Origin of the sequence: Wolbachia endosymbiont (group A) of Barypeithes pellucidus (genome assembly GCF_964030885.1) — a bacterium.
Lineage (GTDB): Bacteria > Pseudomonadota > Alphaproteobacteria > Rickettsiales > Anaplasmataceae > Wolbachia.
On sequence record NZ_OZ034985.1, the window covers coordinates 1,035,770 to 1,054,290 of the forward strand.

At 35.4% G+C, this 18,521-nt stretch carries 17 protein-coding genes, 2 tRNA genes and 2 pseudogenes; 9 read left to right on the top strand and 12 right to left on the bottom strand.

What is annotated here, in order from left to right; genetic code table 11:
• Positions 1-64 precede the first annotated feature (64 nt).
• Positions 65-1,498, top strand: a pseudogene (locus ACQH1X_RS05330) (IS4 family transposase).
• Positions 1,499-2,016: 518 nt separating this feature from the next.
• On the opposite strand, the pseudogene ACQH1X_RS05335 reads toward ACQH1X_RS05330, so the two are convergent.
• The 4 genes and pseudogenes from ACQH1X_RS05335 to ACQH1X_RS05350 all read right to left on the bottom strand — a co-directional run bounded on the left by ACQH1X_RS05335 (position 2,017) and on the right by ACQH1X_RS05350 (position 6,390).
• Positions 2,017-3,450: pseudogene (locus ACQH1X_RS05335) on the bottom strand (IS4 family transposase).
• Positions 3,451-3,893: 443 nt separating this feature from the next.
• Positions 3,894-5,705, bottom strand: a complete 1,812-nt coding sequence (gene glmS / locus ACQH1X_RS05340; RefSeq protein WP_425385915.1) for a glutamine--fructose-6-phosphate transaminase (isomerizing) — start codon at positions 5,703-5,705, stop codon at positions 3,894-3,896.
• 32 nt (positions 5,706-5,737) lie between these two features.
• Entirely contained in the window at positions 5,738-6,184 is a 447-nt protein-coding gene (yajC, locus tag ACQH1X_RS05345; RefSeq protein WP_425385916.1) for a preprotein translocase subunit YajC, read from the bottom strand.
• Positions 6,185-6,313: 129 nt separating this feature from the next.
• Positions 6,314-6,390, bottom strand: a tRNA-Asp gene (locus tag ACQH1X_RS05350).
• Between the two features lie 191 nt (positions 6,391-6,581).
• Here ACQH1X_RS05350 and rpsB point away from each other — a divergent pair.
• The 4 genes from rpsB to frr are packed head-to-tail and all read left to right on the top strand — an operon-like array spanning position 6,582 to position 9,590.
• Positions 6,582-7,448, top strand: a complete 867-nt coding sequence (rpsB, locus tag ACQH1X_RS05355) for a 30S ribosomal protein S2 (protein WP_425385917.1) — start codon at positions 6,582-6,584, stop codon at positions 7,446-7,448.
• On the top strand, positions 7,411-8,271 hold the full coding sequence (gene tsf, locus ACQH1X_RS05360) for a translation elongation factor Ts (RefSeq protein ID WP_425385918.1): 861 nt from the start codon (positions 7,411-7,413) through the stop codon (positions 8,269-8,271). Before rpsB ends, tsf begins: the two co-directional genes overlap by 38 nt.
• A gap of 10 nt (positions 8,272-8,281) precedes the next feature.
• A complete protein-coding gene (pyrH, locus tag ACQH1X_RS05365; RefSeq protein ID WP_419247394.1) occupies positions 8,282-9,025 on the top strand; it encodes a UMP kinase in 744 nt (247 codons plus the stop codon).
• 7 nt (positions 9,026-9,032) lie between these two features.
• Positions 9,033-9,590, top strand: coding sequence for a ribosome recycling factor (gene frr, locus ACQH1X_RS05370; RefSeq protein ID WP_425385919.1), 558 nt, complete (start codon positions 9,033-9,035; stop codon positions 9,588-9,590).
• Between the two features lie 124 nt (positions 9,591-9,714).
• On the opposite strand, the gene ACQH1X_RS05375 is transcribed toward frr, so the two are convergent.
• Positions 9,715-9,903, bottom strand: coding sequence for a hypothetical protein (locus ACQH1X_RS05375; protein ID WP_425385920.1), 189 nt, complete (start codon positions 9,901-9,903; stop codon positions 9,715-9,717).
• 263 nt (positions 9,904-10,166) lie between these two features.
• On the opposite strand from ACQH1X_RS05375, the gene uppS reads away from it, so the two are divergent.
• Together uppS and ACQH1X_RS05385 are read left to right on the top strand one after the other, a co-directional pair.
• On the top strand, positions 10,167-10,862 hold the full coding sequence (gene uppS / locus ACQH1X_RS05380) for a polyprenyl diphosphate synthase (RefSeq protein ID WP_425385921.1): 696 nt from the start codon (positions 10,167-10,169) through the stop codon (positions 10,860-10,862).
• The gene (locus ACQH1X_RS05385) at positions 10,852-11,478 is read left to right on the top strand and encodes a phosphatidate cytidylyltransferase (protein WP_425385922.1); all 627 of its coding nucleotides are present in this window, start codon (positions 10,852-10,854) and stop codon (positions 11,476-11,478) included. Before uppS ends, ACQH1X_RS05385 begins: the two co-directional genes overlap by 11 nt.
• Before the next feature lie 24 nt (positions 11,479-11,502).
• Here ACQH1X_RS05385 and ACQH1X_RS05390 read toward each other — a convergent pair whose 3' ends face one another.
• Together ACQH1X_RS05390 and coaD are read right to left on the bottom strand one after the other, a co-directional pair.
• Positions 11,503-11,694 carry a zinc-finger domain-containing protein gene (locus ACQH1X_RS05390; RefSeq protein ID WP_425385923.1) on the bottom strand — a complete coding sequence of 64 codons (192 nt, stop codon included), beginning with the start codon at positions 11,692-11,694 and terminating at the stop codon, positions 11,503-11,505.
• Positions 11,695-11,762: 68 nt separating this feature from the next.
• The gene (coaD, locus tag ACQH1X_RS05395) at positions 11,763-12,269 is read right to left on the bottom strand and encodes a pantetheine-phosphate adenylyltransferase (protein WP_425385924.1); all 507 of its coding nucleotides are present in this window, start codon (positions 12,267-12,269) and stop codon (positions 11,763-11,765) included.
• 81 nt (positions 12,270-12,350) lie between these two features.
• Here coaD and ACQH1X_RS05400 point away from each other — a divergent pair.
• Both ACQH1X_RS05400 and ACQH1X_RS05405 read left to right on the top strand, forming a co-directional pair.
• A tRNA-Phe gene (locus ACQH1X_RS05400) sits at positions 12,351-12,423 on the top strand.
• A 77-nt stretch (positions 12,424-12,500) separates the two neighbouring features.
• A complete protein-coding gene (locus ACQH1X_RS05405) occupies positions 12,501-13,505 on the top strand; it encodes a gamma-glutamyl-gamma-aminobutyrate hydrolase family protein (protein WP_425385925.1) in 1,005 nt (334 codons plus the stop codon).
• A gap of 16 nt (positions 13,506-13,521) precedes the next feature.
• On the opposite strand, the gene ubiH is transcribed toward ACQH1X_RS05405, so the two are convergent.
• From ubiH to ACQH1X_RS05430, 5 genes are read right to left on the bottom strand one after another with little or no spacing between them, the layout of a single operon-like run.
• Complete coding sequence (gene ubiH, locus ACQH1X_RS05410) at positions 13,522-14,679, bottom strand: 2-octaprenyl-6-methoxyphenyl hydroxylase (protein ID WP_425385926.1); 1,158 nt, start codon at positions 14,677-14,679, stop codon at positions 13,522-13,524.
• Positions 14,680-14,728: 49 nt separating this feature from the next.
• Positions 14,729-15,739: an Mrp/NBP35 family ATP-binding protein gene (locus tag ACQH1X_RS05415; protein WP_425385927.1), complete on the bottom strand. Its 1,011-nt coding sequence runs from the start codon at positions 15,737-15,739 to the stop codon at positions 14,729-14,731.
• Positions 15,740-15,746: 7 nt separating this feature from the next.
• Complete coding sequence (locus ACQH1X_RS05420) at positions 15,747-16,484, bottom strand: Rpn family recombination-promoting nuclease/putative transposase (RefSeq protein WP_425385928.1); 738 nt, start codon at positions 16,482-16,484, stop codon at positions 15,747-15,749.
• A complete protein-coding gene (gene ltrA, locus ACQH1X_RS05425; protein ID WP_425385929.1) occupies positions 16,481-18,079 on the bottom strand; it encodes a group II intron reverse transcriptase/maturase in 1,599 nt (532 codons plus the stop codon). The genes ACQH1X_RS05420 and ltrA overlap by 4 nt, the downstream gene beginning before the upstream one ends.
• Complete coding sequence (locus ACQH1X_RS05430; RefSeq protein WP_425385930.1) at positions 18,066-18,209, bottom strand: hypothetical protein; 144 nt, start codon at positions 18,207-18,209, stop codon at positions 18,066-18,068. Before ACQH1X_RS05430 ends, ltrA begins: the two co-directional genes overlap by 14 nt.
• Positions 18,210-18,521 lie beyond the last annotated feature (312 nt).

The window sequence follows — 18,521 nt, forward strand, 5'->3', positions numbered from 1 at the left end:
AAGCTGCTATTTTACTAATTCAACTTTCTATTATAAATAGATCTATGGTCTAAAAATGGAATATATGATGAAAAGAAATATAAATACCTCAACTGGCGAATGGGCAGAAAGTGAATTTGGAATTGTTAATTTTGGTGATATAAGATTAAGTAAGAGGCTTTTAAAAATAGTTAATAGTTTTGCTGAATCGCCTGAGCGTTCAATAAATCAAGCTTGTGAAGATTGGCATCAAAGTAAAGCAGCTTATAGATTTTTCCAAAACGATGCCATTTCTGAAAGAAAGATATTAGACAGTCATATAATTAAAACTGTTGAAAGAGCTAAAAACTATCTTAGCTATCCAAGACACGAGTTATATTTCATATAAAAATCATAAAAAGACCGAAGGATTAGGGATTATAGCAGCAAGATTAACATCTAAAACAACTAACTTTAAAACCCATGATGCATACAACGTTTGCAGTTACAACAGAAGGGCTACCTATAGGATTATTAGATCAAAAAATTAGTACTAGACCTCCTTTGGCTGAAGACCTAAAAGAGTTGAAAAGAAGAAGCCATAATACTGCTATTCCGATAGAAGAGAAAGAAAGCATACGGTGGATAGCATCACTTAAAGATTCTACTCACCATCCTGGATTAAAGAACGTTAAGGTAGTTACCGTTTGCGATAGAGAAGCAGATATTTATGATTTATTTGAAGTCGCTTCCACTAATCAATCTCTTTTTGTAGTAAGAGGAAATCAAAACAGAACAGTAAATAAGAAGTCGACTTATTCTGAAAAAGGTGGTGAAAGGTTGTGGGATTTAATGAATCGCATGTCTTGTCAAGGAGAAATTCAAGTCTGCTCGCAATGATAAACCTCAAAGAACAACAGTTTTAGAAGTAAAGTTTAGTAACTTTGTGATGAATGCATCAAAAAATAATGCTAGACGTAAAACCCAAAAACTTCCTAATTTAAGTTTAAATGCTGTCTATGCTATAGAAAAACACCCCCCATTTGGCGAAGAACCTATGAACTGGATTTTGTTGACAAATATAAATATTAATAATTTTGAAGAAGCAGTAGAAAAAATACAATGGTATTGCTTAAGATGGAGAATAGAGGTTTTTCATAAAATTTTAAAATCCGGTCTTAAAGTTGAAGAATGTAGGCTCCAAACAGCAGATAGATTAATCCGCTTTCTTACAATTATGAGTATAATTGCATGGAGAATATTTTTTATCACACTAGTAGCTAGAACAAATCCAAATCTTTCTTGCACTGTCATACTGACTGATGACGAATGGAAGGTTTTGTATACCAAAATGCTTAAGACAAAAGACTATCCTGAAATCCCACCACCTATAAGAGAAATCGTGAGGTGGATAGCCAAATTAGGAGGGTTTTTAGCTCGCAAAAATGACTTAGCTATAGCTTTGTGGAAGGGATGGAAACGTCTCTTTGATTTAGCAGAAGGATGGAGACTCGCTCATGAATTTTATACTTGTGGGTAATAGTAAGGTTTTGCGAGAGGCTGGTGGGGAAGTTCCGCCGGTCTACTCTCCAGCGTTATGGAAAAGGCGCAATTATGCGTCATGTGTGAAATAGAGAGACGAATGCAAATGAACCACTGATAAAGTGTCGAAAGGAACTAGACGATGTCAAAACCAGGCTAACCTGGTATCGGGAGCTTGTTTACTGGATAGGTGGCGTCCGGCATAGAGGTGGCGTGAATCTATTTTGGGCTATTGCTTGGAACTGCGGGAACCTGTCGTTTCGATGATAAGGGAGAAATCCAAGGAGCTAAACTCCAAGGGTGAGAGTACCGATGCGGAAAACAGAGTTCGTAGTAGTGAAGAAGTCTCTGTAATGGAGATGGAGCGAAGGGATTTAGTTTAGTTATTGGTCAACCAGAGATGGGATGAGCAATTGATTAAAACAGAGTCCTTAATTATGCTATAATTAGTAGCAAGGGCTGAATAATGGGAGCTGTGTGAGTCGAGAGGTTCATGCACAGTTCTGCGACTTACTATTACCCACAAGTATAAAATTCATGAGCGAGTCTCCATCCTTCTGCTAAATCAAAGAGACGTTTCCATCCCTTCCACAAAGCTATAGCTAAGTCATTTTTGCGAGCTAAAAACCCTCCTAATTTGGCTATCCACCTCACGATTTCTCTTATAGGTGGTGGGATTTCAGGATAGTCTTTTGTCTTAAGCATTTTGGTATACAAAACCTTCCATTCGTCATCAGTCAGTATGACAGTGCAAGAAAGATTTGGATTTGTTCTAGCTACTAGTGTGATAAAAAATATTCTCCATGCAATTATACTCATAATTGTAAGAAAGCGGATTAATCTATCTGCTGTTTGGAGCCTACATTCTTCAACTTTAAGACCGGATTTTAAAATTTTATGAAAAACCTCTATTCTCCATCTTAAGCAATACCATTGTATTTTTTCTACTGCTTCTTCAAAATTATTAATATTTATATTTGTCAACAAAATCCAGTTCATAGGTTCTTCGCCAAATGGGGGGTGTTTTTCTATAGCATAGACAGCATTTAAACTTAAATTAGGAAGTTTTTGGGTTTTACGTCTAGCATTATTTTTTGATGCATTCATCACAAAGTTACTAAACTTTACTTCTAAAACTGTTGTTCTTTGAGGTTTATCATTGCGAGCAGACTTGAATTTCTCCTTGACAAGACATGCGATTCATTAAATCCCACAACCTTTCACCACCTTTTTCAGAATAAGTCGACTTCTTATTTACTGTTCTGTTTTGATTTCCTCTTACTACAAAAAGAGATTGATTAGTGGAAGCGACTTCAAATAAATCATAAATATCTGCTTCTCTATCGCAAACGGTAACTACCTTAACGTTCTTTAATCCAGGATGGTGAGTAGAATCTTTAAGTGATGCTATCCACCGTATGCTTTCTTTCTCTTCTATCGGAATAGCAGTATTATGGCTTCTTCTTTTCAACTCTTTTAGGTCTTCAGCCAAAGGAGGTCTAGTACTAATTTTTTGATCTAATAATCCTATAGGTAGCCCTTCTGTTGTAACTGCAAACGTTGTATGCATCATGGGTTTTAAAGTTAGTTGTTTTAGATGTTAATCTTGCTGCTATAATCCCTAATCCTTCGGTCTTTTTATGATTTTTATATGAAATATAACTCGTGTCTTGGATAGCTAAGATAGTTTTTAGCTCTTTCAACAGTTTTAATTATATGACTGTCTAATATCTTTCTTTCAGAAATGGCATCGTTTTGGAAAAATCTATAAGCTGCTTTACTTTGATGCCAATCTTCACAAGCTTGATTTATTGAACGCTCAGGCGATTCAGCAAAACTATTAACTATTTTTAAAAGCCTCTTACTTAATCTTATATCACCAAAATTAACAATTCCAAATTCACTTTCTGCCCATTCGCCAGTTGAGGTATTTATATTTCTTTTCATCATATATTCCATTTTTAGACCATAGATCTATTTATAATAGAAAGTTGAATTAGTAAAATAGCAGCTTTTTCTCCATTTTTAGATTTATGGGTAATAGTAAGGTTCTGCGAGAGGCTGGCGGGGAAGATCCGCCGGTCTACTCTCCCTATAGAGAGAAAAATAGCAAAGTTATACCAATTCTCATTATTAGTGAATCAAATAAGAGGGATTGCAGAGTTTTTTAATTATGGAGTGAGAAAGAGAGGCAATGGTATGGCTTTTTTTCCATTCTTGTCTATCCGTTTGTTGTGCAGTGGGAATTGGTATTAGCTGAACGGACACTATTGTTATACTATATCTTATATACAATTGTACAATATGGATGATGGCAGTAAATTTACTAGTGAAATTCAGTGACTTATAGTTAATAATTAAAGTTCTTAATTAGAAGTTTAACTTTAAATGGACTACTCAACCGTGACAGACTTAGCTAAATTTCTCGGACAATCCACGTCTAACCCTTTTTTTGCTGCAGTAAAGTAAGCAAGGAATTGCATAGCAACACTGTAGATGATTGGAGAGATAAAATTATCAGCGTCTGGAAGTTGCACCACATCTATGCAAACTTCCCTTAGGAATGGCGCTCCTTGCTTATCACTGAAGGCAATTACTTTGCCTTTTCTTGCAATAATCTCTTGTATATTAGATAGCGTTTTAAAGAATAAACTATCATAAGGGATAATTGCTATAACAAGCACAGTAGAGTCTATTAAAGCAATAGAACCGTGCTTCATTTCTCCCGCTGCAATACCAATTGTATTGATGTATGAAAGCTCTTTTATCTTCAATGCACCTTCCATTGCAACTCCGTATGAACTTCCTCTGCCAATTAAAATAACGTTATTGTGCTCTAATATACTACCTGATATATGTTGTATTTTCATCACATTTAAAACATGCTCAATATACTTGGGGATAGAGTTGATAGCACTGCTTAGCTGCTTTATTCTCTCTCCACCCAGTATACCTTTTATTTTTCCAAGCTCCACGGCAAAGCATGCTAAAGTTGCAAGTTGCGCAGAGAAGGTTTTTGTTGAAGCAACACCAATTTCTGGACCAGCAAGAGTATGTAACACAATATCTGAGATCTTTTCGATGCTGCTGCTAAATGTGTTAGTTATACTAATGATTGTTTGCTTCTGTGATTTCGCATAACGCAGCGCTTCTATGGTATCTGCAGTTTCGCCAGATTGGGAGATGAATAACCCAATACTGCCTTCTTCCAGCTTGACGTTGCTATACCTAAATTCTGATGAGATTTCTAGATATACTCGAACTTGAGCAATACTTTCCAGCCAATACTTCGCTATTAGCCCAGCAAAATAAGATGATCCGCATCCAACTATAGTAATGTGATTCAGTTCAGAGAAGAGTTTTTTGTTGACCTCTTTATATTGCTTGTAAAATTGATTTATTGTTTTGTTTAATGCACGCGGTTGCTCAAAAATCTCTTTTAACATGAAGCTAGGGTAACCATTTTTGCTAATTAGAAAATCACTTGGACTACTATTTTCTATACTGCGTTTAACTTGTGTACCATTGTTGTATATACTAACTCCACTAGATTTTATCACTGCAATGTCATCATCTTCTAAATGCGATATTCTTTCCACAAATGCACTTAAAGCATTAGAGTCAGATGCAGCAAACACTGTGTTACAGTTATAGCCTATTGCTAAAGGCAAATTTCTTTTCGCAACAAATAAGGCGTCTGGATATTCTGCAAATAATAAGACCAAGGCAAATGAGCCATGTAAGTTGTTTAAACACTTAAATAGAGAATCAACTGGCGACAATCCTTCATCAAGATATAAGGTTAGCATATTTGGTATGATCTCTGTGTCAGTGTCAGTATGGAATGACATTCCCCTTTCTTCTAGACCCTTTTTTAGCAGATTGTAATTCTCAATTATGCCATTATGAGCAACAACAACATTATTTGTACGAATGGGATGAGCATTTTTAAGGCCTGGGACTCCATGTGTAGCCCAGCGAGTATGTGCTATGCCAATTGTACTGCTAGACATCTTGCTTTCATCAACAATTTCACATAACCTTTCAACTCTACCTTCTGATTTTTTGACTTCTATTTCACCTTCATTATTTATGATTGCTATACCCGAAGAGTCGTATCCCCTATATTCCAATTTTTGCAACCCAGTTAGTAAAGTTGGTATTACTGAATCACCGCTACTTACTACACCAAATATTCCGCACACAAATGGATCACCAAATGAACTTTCTTTTAAAGTTATGCAGCATTTTTGCCTTTATCATCTTTTCCCTTTTTACTTTCCTCTGGTGGTTGATTTTTATTCTTTTTATCACTCTTTTCGATTTTGCCTTTTTCAATTGGTTTAGCTGCTACTTTCTGAGCTTCTTTGTTTAAAACTTCAGATATAGCGGACTTTAGGACTTTTATCTCAACTTTTGGTGCTATTTCTATTATAAGTTGTGCATTTGCTCCATCAACTTTGTTAACTTCACCTATTATCCCGCCAGAAGTAATGACTGTATCACCACGTTTTATTTGATCTATAATTTTTCTATGTTCTTTTAGTTTTTTGTGGTTTGGGCGAATAATGAGAAAATAAAATACCACAAATATTAAAATCAATGGAATAAAACTAGCAAAAGATGCGCCGATACTTGATGCATTGCTAGTTGCATCTGCTGCAAAAACTTCAGAAATGAACATATTTAATCCTAATTGTTAATGATAAAAATAAACCTATTTAAGTATTAATTACAATACCATACCATGTCAAGTTTGGTGAAAGCGTTTCTAAATACCGGTTGCGGATTTTAGGTCATGCTAAAACTAATATGGCGGGAGTGATGAGACTTGAACTCACGACCTCATGCGTGACAGGCATGCGCTCTAACCAACTGAGCTACACCCCCCTAATTTCTTTTTAGCGTTTTCGAGCTTCGACTTTAAAGCTAATAAACATGTTGCCCTTTGTCAATATTTTTTGTTTGCACTTTGCTGTCTTTTCTATTACTATGTAAATAATTTAATTTCACACATGGCTTGTACAAGTAGTCCCATTAGGGTTATGCCATGGAAGATAAACTATTTGGAGGAATGATATATGACAAATTTGCCTGAAGTCACTGTACGTGATTTAGCCGAATCTGGTGTACATTTTGGTCACAAAATTAGTCGCTGGAACGCAAAAATGGCTCCATACATATATGGAGTGCATCAAGAAAATCGTATACATATAATTGACTTGCGAAAAACATTACCATTGCTACAGGTGGCCATGAAGGCTTTATATGACGTTGCATCTCAAGGTGGTCGCATTCTATTTGTTGGTACAAAGTTTCAAGCTTTTGATATTATTGCAAGTGAAGCGATTCGTTGTGGTCAATATTATGTGAATCATCGATGGCTCGGTGGTATGCTTACTAATTGGGGCACTGTTTCTTCTTCGATAAAAACCTTGATGCAATATGAGAAAATATTAAATGATGAAGATAGCATTTTAACAAAGAAAGAATTGGGGAACATTGAAAAGAAAAAGCAAAAGCTTGATAAGGTGTTAGGCGGTATTAGAGAAATGGGAGCAATTCCTGATATATTATTCATCATTGATACTAATAAAGAGCATATAGCGGTTAAGGAAGCTAAGAAGTTAGGAATTCCAATAGTTGCAATACTTGATACTAATTCTGATCCAGATGGTATTACTTATCTAATACCTGGAAATGATGACTCAAGAAAATCAATAGAGCTCTATTGTAAATTAGCTACCGACTCTATATTAGCTGGAATAGAGTCTAGTCTAGCAAGATCTGGAGTTAAGATTGATGATATAAGGGGTGATGAGTTTATTCAAGAAAAAGAAGATGGTATTGTGCAAACTAAAAGGAGACGTAGTAAAGTTTACAAAGAAGAAGAAAGGGAGGTAGTAACAAATGAAGATGAATCCAGATTATATAAGAGAATTACGTGATAGAACAGGGCTTGGCTTAAGTGACTGTAAAAAAGCATTAGAAGAATGTGATGGTGACATTAAGAAAGCCGTTAATAAGTTACGTACAATAGGGCTTGCTAAAGCTGACAAAAAATCTGATAGAGTAGCTTCAGATGGGCTCGTTGCTATGTGTTTGACTGAAAATTATGGTGCATTGGTTGAACTCAATTGCGAAACAGATTTTGTTGCAAGAAATGAGAAATTTATAGAGTTAGTTTCAAATTTAGCATCAATTGCTCATCAAGTACGCTGTACTAGCGTTGATGAGTTAAAAAATGCCAAGTATGAAAGCATTGGCACAGTGCAGGAAGCTATTATGAATGGTACATCAGTTCTTGGTGAGAAGCTAGAGTTAAGCAAGCTTTGTTACTTAGAAGCTAAGGATGGAGTTATTGCTGGCTACGTACATGGTGATGTGTGTGGCTTAGGTAAGATTGGTGCTTTAATTGCATTGCAATCATCTGGTGATAAGGCGAAGCTACAAGAGATTGGGAAACAAATAGCTATGCATGTAGTTGCTATGAAGCCTGAAGCTTTGTCTATAGATGATTTAGATCAAATGAAGTTGAAAAATGAACGTTCTATAATTGAAGAGCAAGTAAGGAGCTTAAATAAACCTGAAGAAGTAGCAAAAAAAATAGTAGATGGACGAATGGCTAAGTACTATGAAGAAGTTGTTTTGCTAGAACAAAAGTTCATAAAGGATGATAAAATGAAGGTTTCTGATTTTATAAAATCAAGCGAGGTGAGTGCTATTAAATTATCTAATTACAAGTTACTTGTTTTGGGTGGTGCAAACTAAATGGTAAAAAATGTTTCCCTCAACAAATGAAAAAAGCGAAATAAAATATTCCAGAGTGTTATTTAAAATCTCTGGTGAAGCTTTAATGGGGTCACAGTCTTTTGGCTATGATATGGGAATAATAAGCCAATTATGCAAAGATATAGCTGATATTAACAGGCTTGGAGTTCAGGTATGTATTGTTGTTGGTGGTGGTAATATCTTTCGTGGCACATCTGCGTCTTTAAGTGGTTGTGAAAGAGCAAGCAGTGATTATATTGGAATGCTTGCAACTATAATCAATGCTTTAATTTTACAAAACTTTTTAGAAAAAAATTTAGTAGCTTCTAGGGTGTTATCTGCAATACCCATGGCCACTGTATGTGAACCTTACATAAGAAGGAAAGCTATTCGTCATTTAGAAAAAGGTAGAGTGGTAATTTTTGCAGCAGGCACAGGCAACCCATTTTTTACTACAGATACAGCTGCAGCCTTACGTGCTGTTGAAATGAATTGTGATGTTATTCTAAAGGGTACGCAAGTAAATGGTGTATACTCCGCTGATCCGAAAAAAAATGAGGATGCTGTAATGTATGATAGGCTTTCTTACACGGATTTATTGACTCGTGATTTAAAAGTTATGGATGCATCAGCAATTTCACTTGCTCGTGAGAATTCTATTCCAATTATAGTTTTTTCTTTGAAGGGAGAAAAAATAGTCAATATTATTAAGGGTCAAGGTACTTATACTATAGTTTCAGATTGTAAACATTAGGTAATTTATGTTAAATGAAATAAAAGCTAAAACAAAAGAAAGAATGCTAAAAACTATTCAGTCCTTTCATGATGATATTAAAGGCGTACGCACTGGTAGAGCTAGCGCATCGTTGCTTGATGGTATAGTTGTCAATATCTATGGTGGACATCAAAAGTTAAATCAGGTTGCAGGCGTTTCAGTTATAGATAACAAAACCCTATCAATTAAAGTTTGGGATATTAATGTTGTCGGTAAAGTGAAAAATGCTATATTAAATGCCAACTTGAATTTAAATCCTGTTGTTGAGGGTAATACCATACGTATAGCTCTTCCGGACTTAACACAAGAAACCCGTGAAAAATTAGTGAAGCTATTACACCAATTTGCTGAAAATGCACGAATTGCAATTCGGAATATACGCAGGGATATAATAGAAGAATTAAAAAATATGAAAAAAAATAAAGAAATTTCGGAAGATGATTACCATAACCTTCACGATGAAGTACAAAAAATTACTAATGATAATATAAAAAAGATTGATGGTGAATTGTCCATCAAAGAAAAGGATATATTGCATCACTAAGGTAATATGAAAGAAGCCTTCAGTAGTGAAAAAGAAAAAATTACATGCAAGGGTGCCATGGAGGTAGTCGACACACAGCTGTATGAACGTTGCAATATTGCACAGTATTATACAGTAAATGATGTCATTCCAGTGCCCTCTTTTTTGTCATCCCAGTGCGTGACACTGGGATACATCTTATTTTCATCATGGACATTATATGCTCTAAGAATCTGTTATCCATTTCCCTCTTTCCTGTCATCCCAGTGCGTAACACTGGGATACATCTTATTTTCATCATGGACATTATATGCTCTAAGAATCTGTTATCCATTTCCCTTTTTCCTGTCATCCCAGTGCGTGACACTGGGATCTACCTTATTTTCATCATGGACATTATATGCCCCAAGAATCTGTTGTTCATTGCATAATTTGCAAATATTTTTATACTTAGATCCCAGTGTCACGCACTGGGATGACAGGAAAAAGGGCTACTGGGATGACACCTTTCAAGTAGAGATTGCTACTAAATCACTATTTTTGTACAGTGATATGTTAAGCACTCAGATGATATCGGGTGGTTTAGGTGAATTTTAAATGTTGAATCAAGAATCTTTACCGAAACATTTAGCAATTATTATGGATGGTAATGGTAGATGGGCAAACAATCAAGGAAGAGTAAAAATTGATGGTTATAAAAAGGGCAGTGAAGTTGCATACGATATTGCCAAGTATTGTACGGACCTAACCATACCCTACTTAACTTTGTATGCATTCTCTATGGAGAATTGGCTTAGACCCAAAAACGAAACTGACTGTCTATTTGATTTATTTTACTCCGTTTTAACTAATGAAGATAAAGTCAATTTCATTTGCAACTGTAACATTAAGTTGAATTTTATTGGCAATTTAAGTCTGTTACCCAGTAAAATATTGGATCAAATTAAAAAAGTAGAAGAAATAACACATAAGAACGATGGTTTATTACTCACTGTGGCAGTCAGTTACGGAGCAAAGCAAGAAATTACACAAGCTATAAGCAATATTATAAAAGAAAATATTGATTGTGTATCAGAAGACGAATTTGAAAAATTTCTATATACTAAAGATTTGCCAAAATTGGATTTATTAATTCGCACTGGTGGCGAAAAAAGATTAAGCAATTTTTTATTATGGCAAGCAGCTTATGCTGAATTGTATTTTTGTGATACTTTATGGCCTGATTTTTCTTGCCAAGATTTGAGCAAAGCATTAGAAGATTATACAAAAAGAGAGAAAAAATATGGTAGATAATAATTTTATAATTAGAATGTTGTCCTCAATAGTAATATTATTCATATTTTCTTTTGCTACATATTTCAGTGATTTATCGTTTTACCTATTAATTTTTTCGATAGCAGTTTTATCTTCTTTTGAATGGTATAATCTAACCCAGGGAAACAAAATTTTATACGTTTTTGCATTATTATTGATTGCACTACCAAGCGCCTCATTAATATATTTATATAATCTACCACAGGGAAAATACGCATTAGTATGGTTCGTCTTAACCATTTGGGGAATTGATATTACTGCCTACCTGTTTGGCAAGAATTTTGGTGGAGCCAAAATTTGTCCAATTATTAGCCCTGGAAAAACTTGGACAGGACTTCTTGGTGCGATTTTAGCTGGAGTAGTGTGCACAATTTTTGGATCAATATTTTTTGGTCTATTTTCAATTCTTTATTCTCCAATCATTGGCCTTGCAATTGCTATTCTAGCGCAACTTGGCGATTTCACTGAGTCGCTTGTTAAAAGAGCTTACGGTGTTAAAGATAGTGGAAGTATGATACCTGGCCATGGAGGAGTGCTCGACCGTATGGACAGCTTCATTTTTACTGCCCCTCTTATTGCTATTTACATAAGCTAAGTCTGCAGAAGAAATAAAGTGCCATTAGAGGTCATCCCTAGTCAGCTCCCCAACCGCTTCTACAGTACAGTCATGGACAAACGTCTTTTCACAATAAGGGCAAGCTATTTCCTCTTCTTCTCCCATATCTAAATATATTAATGGATGGCCAGAACCCTCATCATTCTCATTACCATGACAACAAACTTTTCTATTATTAACCCTCACTTTTGACATGCTGCTCCTTTAGCTTATAACATTTTATATATTGAATATACCCATTCAGAAATAAAAAACAACAAACACTATTTTCCATTTTTTATCCTATTCAGATTAATCAATTCGTTTTGGACGCCTTTTGATACAAATTTGCTAACATCTTCTCCTAATCTTGCTATTTCCTTTACAAAACTTGATGAGATAAATTGAGTATCTTCAGAAGCGGGAAGAAATATGGTTTCGATTTCAGGAAGAAGTTTATAATTTACCCAACTCATTTGAAACTCGTAATCAAAATCCGATACTGCTCTTAATCCTCTAATAATAACAGAAGCATTTTGCTCTTTGGCAAACTTCACTAGCAACCCATTAAAAGATATAACATCTGCATCAATTCCTAGCCCTTTGATTTCATTTTCAGCCATGCTTGTGCGTAGCTTTGTGTCAAAGACAGTATGCTTATTAACGTTTTCTGCAACCCCTATTATTAATTTATCGACTAGTTTACACGCTCTTTTGATTATATCAATATGCCCAAAAGTTATAGGGTCAAATGTGCCAGGGTAGATTCCTATTCTGTCATTAATGTTCATCCTTTATTTTTATATAAACTACTTTAAAAACTTTTGATAGACATAATAACATTTTTTATCTAAAAATGAAAGTATACAGTTGGCCTGATAGCTCAGTTGGTAGAGCAAAGGACTGAAAATCCTTGTGTCGCTGGTTCGATTCCTGCTCAGGCCACTTTCTCTTCCGTGGCAAACTTGCCTTTTTGTTATAAAATACTCTATATCATAATATAAATGTTAGAGAAGCAAGTCATGGTATATAAATATTACAATAAAGTATTTAAGATCTTATTAATCATAGTTCTATTATTAAGCAATATTACTTATGCTGGCGTTAGTGAAAAACCGGCATCTCAACATGTAACCAGAAAAGAAGAACCAGCGTCAACTGCCTTGACGGCAGAAAATACAGTAAATGATGACATAGTTGTTGGTTTGTTGAAAACAGAAGAAGCACATGAGCTTGGGCTATCTCAAAATATCTACGAGATGTTTAATAACTTTGGGGTTAAGACTATACTGATTGATTATAATAAGATAATTAGCCTTAAAAAAATTCAGACAGAGTTACTTAATCTCGCAAAACAAGATGAAACATTGGCAAAGAAGCTGACATTAGACCGAATAAAAATTGAAGTTGCACAATTCATTAAAGAGCACAAAATAAATAGGATATTTATTCCAGATAAATTTCATTCAGAACCGTTTCCCCCCACCCCTTATCGCCAGCTTGTTACTGAAGCAATTGTAAAAATAGTGGATAATAATCCCTCAATTCATTTACTTGGCATATGTGAAGGCATAATGAATGCAAAGGGAATTGAAGTAGTGAGTGTTGTGAGTGATGAAGAGAAGCAAAGATCTCATTTAAAATCTGCGCCTAATCCACAAAAAGCTCTCCAGCAGATAAAGATCGTTCCAAACAGCCGTTTAGCGGAATTAGTAGCTAAATTCTTAATACCTAATGAAAATGGCTGGTTTTCAACATATTTTCCAGACGCTCATTCAGGAGCAGTAAGTAATACACCAGAAAATAGAAGAAAATTGGAGTTACTTGGATATAAAGTTGCAGCATTTTCCAGTGATGGGGTAATAGAGGCTATTGAAGATAAGCATGGTAATGTTCACTTTCAAAGTCATCCAGAAGCCCTTGTTGTGAAGTCAGATAAAAACCTCTATTTATCAAATCACAAGGAACGTCAAGTGTCTACACTAGTTGCTATAGCGATTATAAATGATTTTCTTTATCGTGCTTAATAGATAAAATAGTGGTTTATATAAATCCCATAGCATGCCGAATGAAGCTTTTTTTGAGAAAATTTGAATTTTCAACTGCAATCAAGCCAAGATTTCTTAGTGCTTTAGCGCAGAATATTCTGTTGGAAAATATCCTATTTAATCCATCAGTTGCAAGTGCCATTGTAAAATTATCAAAGTATCTGTCACATGAAATTTTCTTTAATAAATAACTACTGCCAACATCAATACCAGATGCTTTTGCAGCAACTATGTGCTTTATAACACTTTCTACATCTCTAATTCCAAGGTTAAGCCCTTGACCTGCAACTGGATGAATTGAATGCGCTGCATCACCAATCAGCAAAGCTCTACTTTTATACAATCTTTTTGCGAAAGCAAAACTTAAAGGATAAAGTTTTCTTTCACCCTCTAATTTTATCTCCCCTAAATAAGAACCAAATCTTTTTTTGAGTTCTATAATAAATTCCTCTTCAGACAGATCCATTAGCATTTTTGAAATTTCAGATTTTTCTGTCCAGACTATTGAAGAAGCATAGCCGCCTTTCATTGGTAGAATTGCAAATGGACCGCCAGGAAAAAAACGTTCAACTGCTAAGTTTTGGTGATGCAGTTCATGTTCTACATTACATACTATACTGTTTTGCTTATAACAAAATTTCACTGTCGGTATAGAGAATAACTCTGGTAATTTAGAGTTTTTGCCTTCAGCACAGATAAGTAGCGATGATATTAATTCCTGATCATTATCAAGGATAACTTCCACATATCCTGCATCACAAGCAACCGTTTTATAGGAATGCGGAGAATATATATTCAGTTTATTCAAAAAATTATTATTTATTGCATTCCATATAGTAGCGTTGTTGATAACATAACCCATTGGTTCTTCACCAACCATTTTATGATCATAACGCACAGTAATTGGACTATTTCCATCTAATATGCATATATCCAGTATTAGCTCAGCTTCACTTTCTACAAACTGCCAAATCCCTAATTTTTCCAATATTTTTTTCGAGCCTTGAGAAATAGCAAATGCTCGGTTGTCATCTACTACACGTGGCAAACTATTTTTTTCAATCACAGCTACAGACACAGAGTCACAACTGAGGCCAATAGCAGTAATAAGACCAAGCAACCCTCCACCTGAAATGATTACATCGTAATTCATTTTATTCACGCTAATTGTAAAATTATATTTTATCTATTTTGAAAATAGTTTAAACAAACTTTGTAGACAAAGACCTAACATCTTTAGCAATGTCTTCATAAATCTCTGCCAAATCTTTACTTAGCATTAAAGGATTTCCACAATCAGAAGCATGGCATATTTGTGGATCTAGAGGAATTCTGCCCAAGAGTTTGATGCCCAGCTCCTCAGACATTTTTTTTGCGCCGTCTTTTCCAAATATGTATATTTTTGAGCCGCTTTGAGTAAAATAGCTCATATTTTCTACAATGCCAATAACCGGTACGCTGAGCTTTTTAAACATATCATAAATTTTGCGAGCATCGATTAAAGAGAGCTCCTGTGGAGTTGAAACTATTATCGCCCCGGTTAAGTTAAAATTTTCCATAAGACTTAAATGCACATCGCCAGTTCCAGGTGGTGTATCAACTATCAAATACTCTATATCGGACCATTTTGTTTCTATTAGCAGATTATAAAGTGCTTTTGTGATCATAGGCCCACGCCATATTGCTGCACGATCTTTATCGATAAAATAGCCAATTGAAATAGTATGCAGTCCATACTTTTCTATAGGCATTGCTTTACTATCCTGTATTTTTGGCTTTAATTTTTCAGTGCCAAGCATTTTAGGAATTGAAGGACCATATATATCTGCATCAACCAGCGCAACTTTATGTTTCAACTTTGCTAATGAGAGAGCAAGATTTAGCGCAACTGTGGATTTACCTACGCCTCCTTTACCAGAGGCCACAATAATTATATTTTTCACTCCTTCAATATGTAATTTAGCTTTTTGTTGCCCAGTTTGTTTTTGACAAGTAGCAACCACGGTCACCTTCCCCACCCCTGGTATAGCCTTAACAGTTTGCTCACAATTTCTTCTTAATTCTTCATTTGCTTGTGTGTTACCAGAAATTTCAAGTGCAAAACCAACATCTCGACCTTTAATAATAATTGAGGATATTATGCCAAGAACTTTACCGCTTTCTTGTTCTACGACTTTCTTTAAACGCTCTCTTACAATTTCTTCGTTGATCATTAGCCTTTTAGGTGATTTCTTCTTGAAGTCGTTTAATCTCAGCTTGAGGAAGACCGGTTGTCTGAGAGACAATATCAATAGAGATATCAGCCTTAAGTAGGTTTTTTGCTACTTCAATCTTTCCTTCAATCTTTCCCTCATCAAATTTTTGGTTAAGGCAGGATAAATTATCATCTTCACGTTTCTTATCTTGACCGTACGTAAACCGCTCTTCTTCACTCCAATTATATTGATCCAACTCATTATAAGCTCTACCAATAATTACATCACTTCCTACTATTTTTTTTAGATCCTCTTCACTAGTCTCACTTGCATACTTAAAGAAATAACACCATTTTTCAACTATACTTGAAAGCTGATCTTCTTTGGTTTTTGGAAATTTAGGCAACTCAACAAATATAAAGTAAAAATCTTTTAGATCGTGCTCATTAGTATCTTCATCGCGAATAGTATGCTTTGACTTATACTCAGATTTATTAGGAAACAGTACACAATCTGCTATAGCAATAAAGATAATTTCCTTAAGGTCATGGTATTGATCACCCTTGTCAGCTTGTCTTGAATAAGCTTTAGCAGCATAATATTGAGCACGTTTCTCAAAACCACTAGTCCTAGCAACTTGGTTAGGTAAGGAAGTAGTATTACTACTACTCCCTCCCTTAGAAACGCAGCATGCAGGTTTCCCAGCACTGCGCTTGAGCCCCTTATCTAAGTTCTTCTTTTCTCGAACCGGCTTGTCTTTCATGATTCCTCGGAAAACAGCATCTTTAGTGGTGACACTAACAGTAGAGAACCTTCTCTTGAGAAAGAGCTTGCTAACATTCTTGTTCGTTTCACTCTTTTATCAAAATACTTTTTCCATTTTAAGTCAAGTGGATTTGCATCCGCCCTGATTTTAATATGACGTCTAATAGGAATATCGCTTAGTTTGAGTAAGCTCATAAACCTTATTTCCTTTGGTTTGTTCTTGCATACAGAAGTAGCAAAGACCCATTGACGATGATTCGTTACTTTGAAGTAGCGATTCTTTATCCAACGTAACCCTTTACGGGGATGTCTTTTCTTTGCCCATTTCCATAAACTATGCCAAATTTCATTGTCGATCTTACTAAACGCTTTTTTAGCACACACATGACGGTAATAGTTTCCCCATCCTCTTAGTAGAGGATTGAGTGATTTAATTACTACAGCTTGTGAACTACCTATATTTGCTTTTATTAATGCACGCGCTTTTTTAAGAAACCTCTTAACACTTTCCTTCGAAGGCGTAATAATTAATTTCTTGCTGTATCTACGTACATTACAACCGAGAAAATCGAACCCTTTTGTAATAAATGTAATCTTTGTCTTTTCTTCTGACAGAGCTAGACCTCTCTCACAAAGGAAGGATGATACTAATGGCTTGACTTCATCTTCCAGTACTTCACATGTGTTTCCTGAGATGATAAAGTCATCTGCGTATCTGATTAAATTTACTCCACTTCTGATTTTTTCTCTTCTTTTGCTACCTAGTTTACCAAAACGACTTTCTAATAATTTTTCAAGACCATCTAAGGTAAAGTTAGCTAGTACTGGAGAGATTATACCTCCTTGCGGGGTACCAGCAGTTGTGGGGTACAAGGTTTTTGATTCTAGGAAACCAGCCTTTAACCAACTATGGAGAATTTTTCTCTCCATAGGAATGTGCTTCATAAGCCATTCATGGTTAATGTTGTCAAAGCACCCTTTGATATCACCTTCTAGTATCCATTGTGGTCGATTGCGCCTTGCCAGTAATAAGTGACAAGCAACAATAGCATCCGCGCAGGATCTTTTAGATCTAAAGCCATAAGAGTGACGATCACTGATTGTTTCAGCTATCGGTTCCAGAGCAAACAAATATAATGCTTGCATGGCTCTATCTTTTATCGTGGGTATTCCAAGAGGTCTTCTTTTGCCATTAGATTTACTGATATAAATTCGTTTTAGCGGAGAAGGTTTATACCCTCTTTGTTTTAACTGCTTTATTCCTTGAAATTTAGCATTGTAAGTTGACCATAGTTGACGATCTACACCTGCTGTGTTTTTTCCTTGGTTTTCAGTTACTCTTTTAATGGCTAAAGCTTTTCCACTAAAAGAGCGTGTTAAGAGATGTTGTAAAGATTTTACCTTACTCCATCTTCCTTCTTGAACAGCCTTAACAATACGCCTTTGTAGCCTCATAACAACCTTTTGGCATTTCTTCCATGGCAACTGGTTCCATGCTTCGGAGCTGTTGGTAGGTGCACTTACAGTTTTACTTGTAATCATCTGCTTTCCTACCTTAAGTGGTTGACAAAGTTTCTTGTCACGAGGGACCAAATGGAAGTCTGCTCGTTTTCACGCGAATTAATGTTACAAATTCTATCCATTTCGTTACAAAATGGCATTCGCTTTCTCCATTTTCCTCTACCTGCATTTTCATCAGCGTTCCTTGCGGTTTGCTTCCCATATAGGCGGAAATACAGGCTTACCCTGTTCCTTCTGTCATACAACAGTGGGTTAGGTGACTTCTCTATACCGGTGGAGTTATTATTTGCGTACATCTAGAGATGAAAAATGTAACTTATCCACATTACCTTTTGGTCAGAGCTTATCAGCATCTTTAGCTCTTCAATTTTTACGATACTTACGAAGCTTCACTTACGTTCACCATACCACTAGCCTAGCCCTCCAACCACATGATGCTTGTAGTTTATGCTCCTCTTACGATTACGCATCTTCTTTTTCAAGAGGAGGTTCATTGTCCGCATCGCTCGGCACC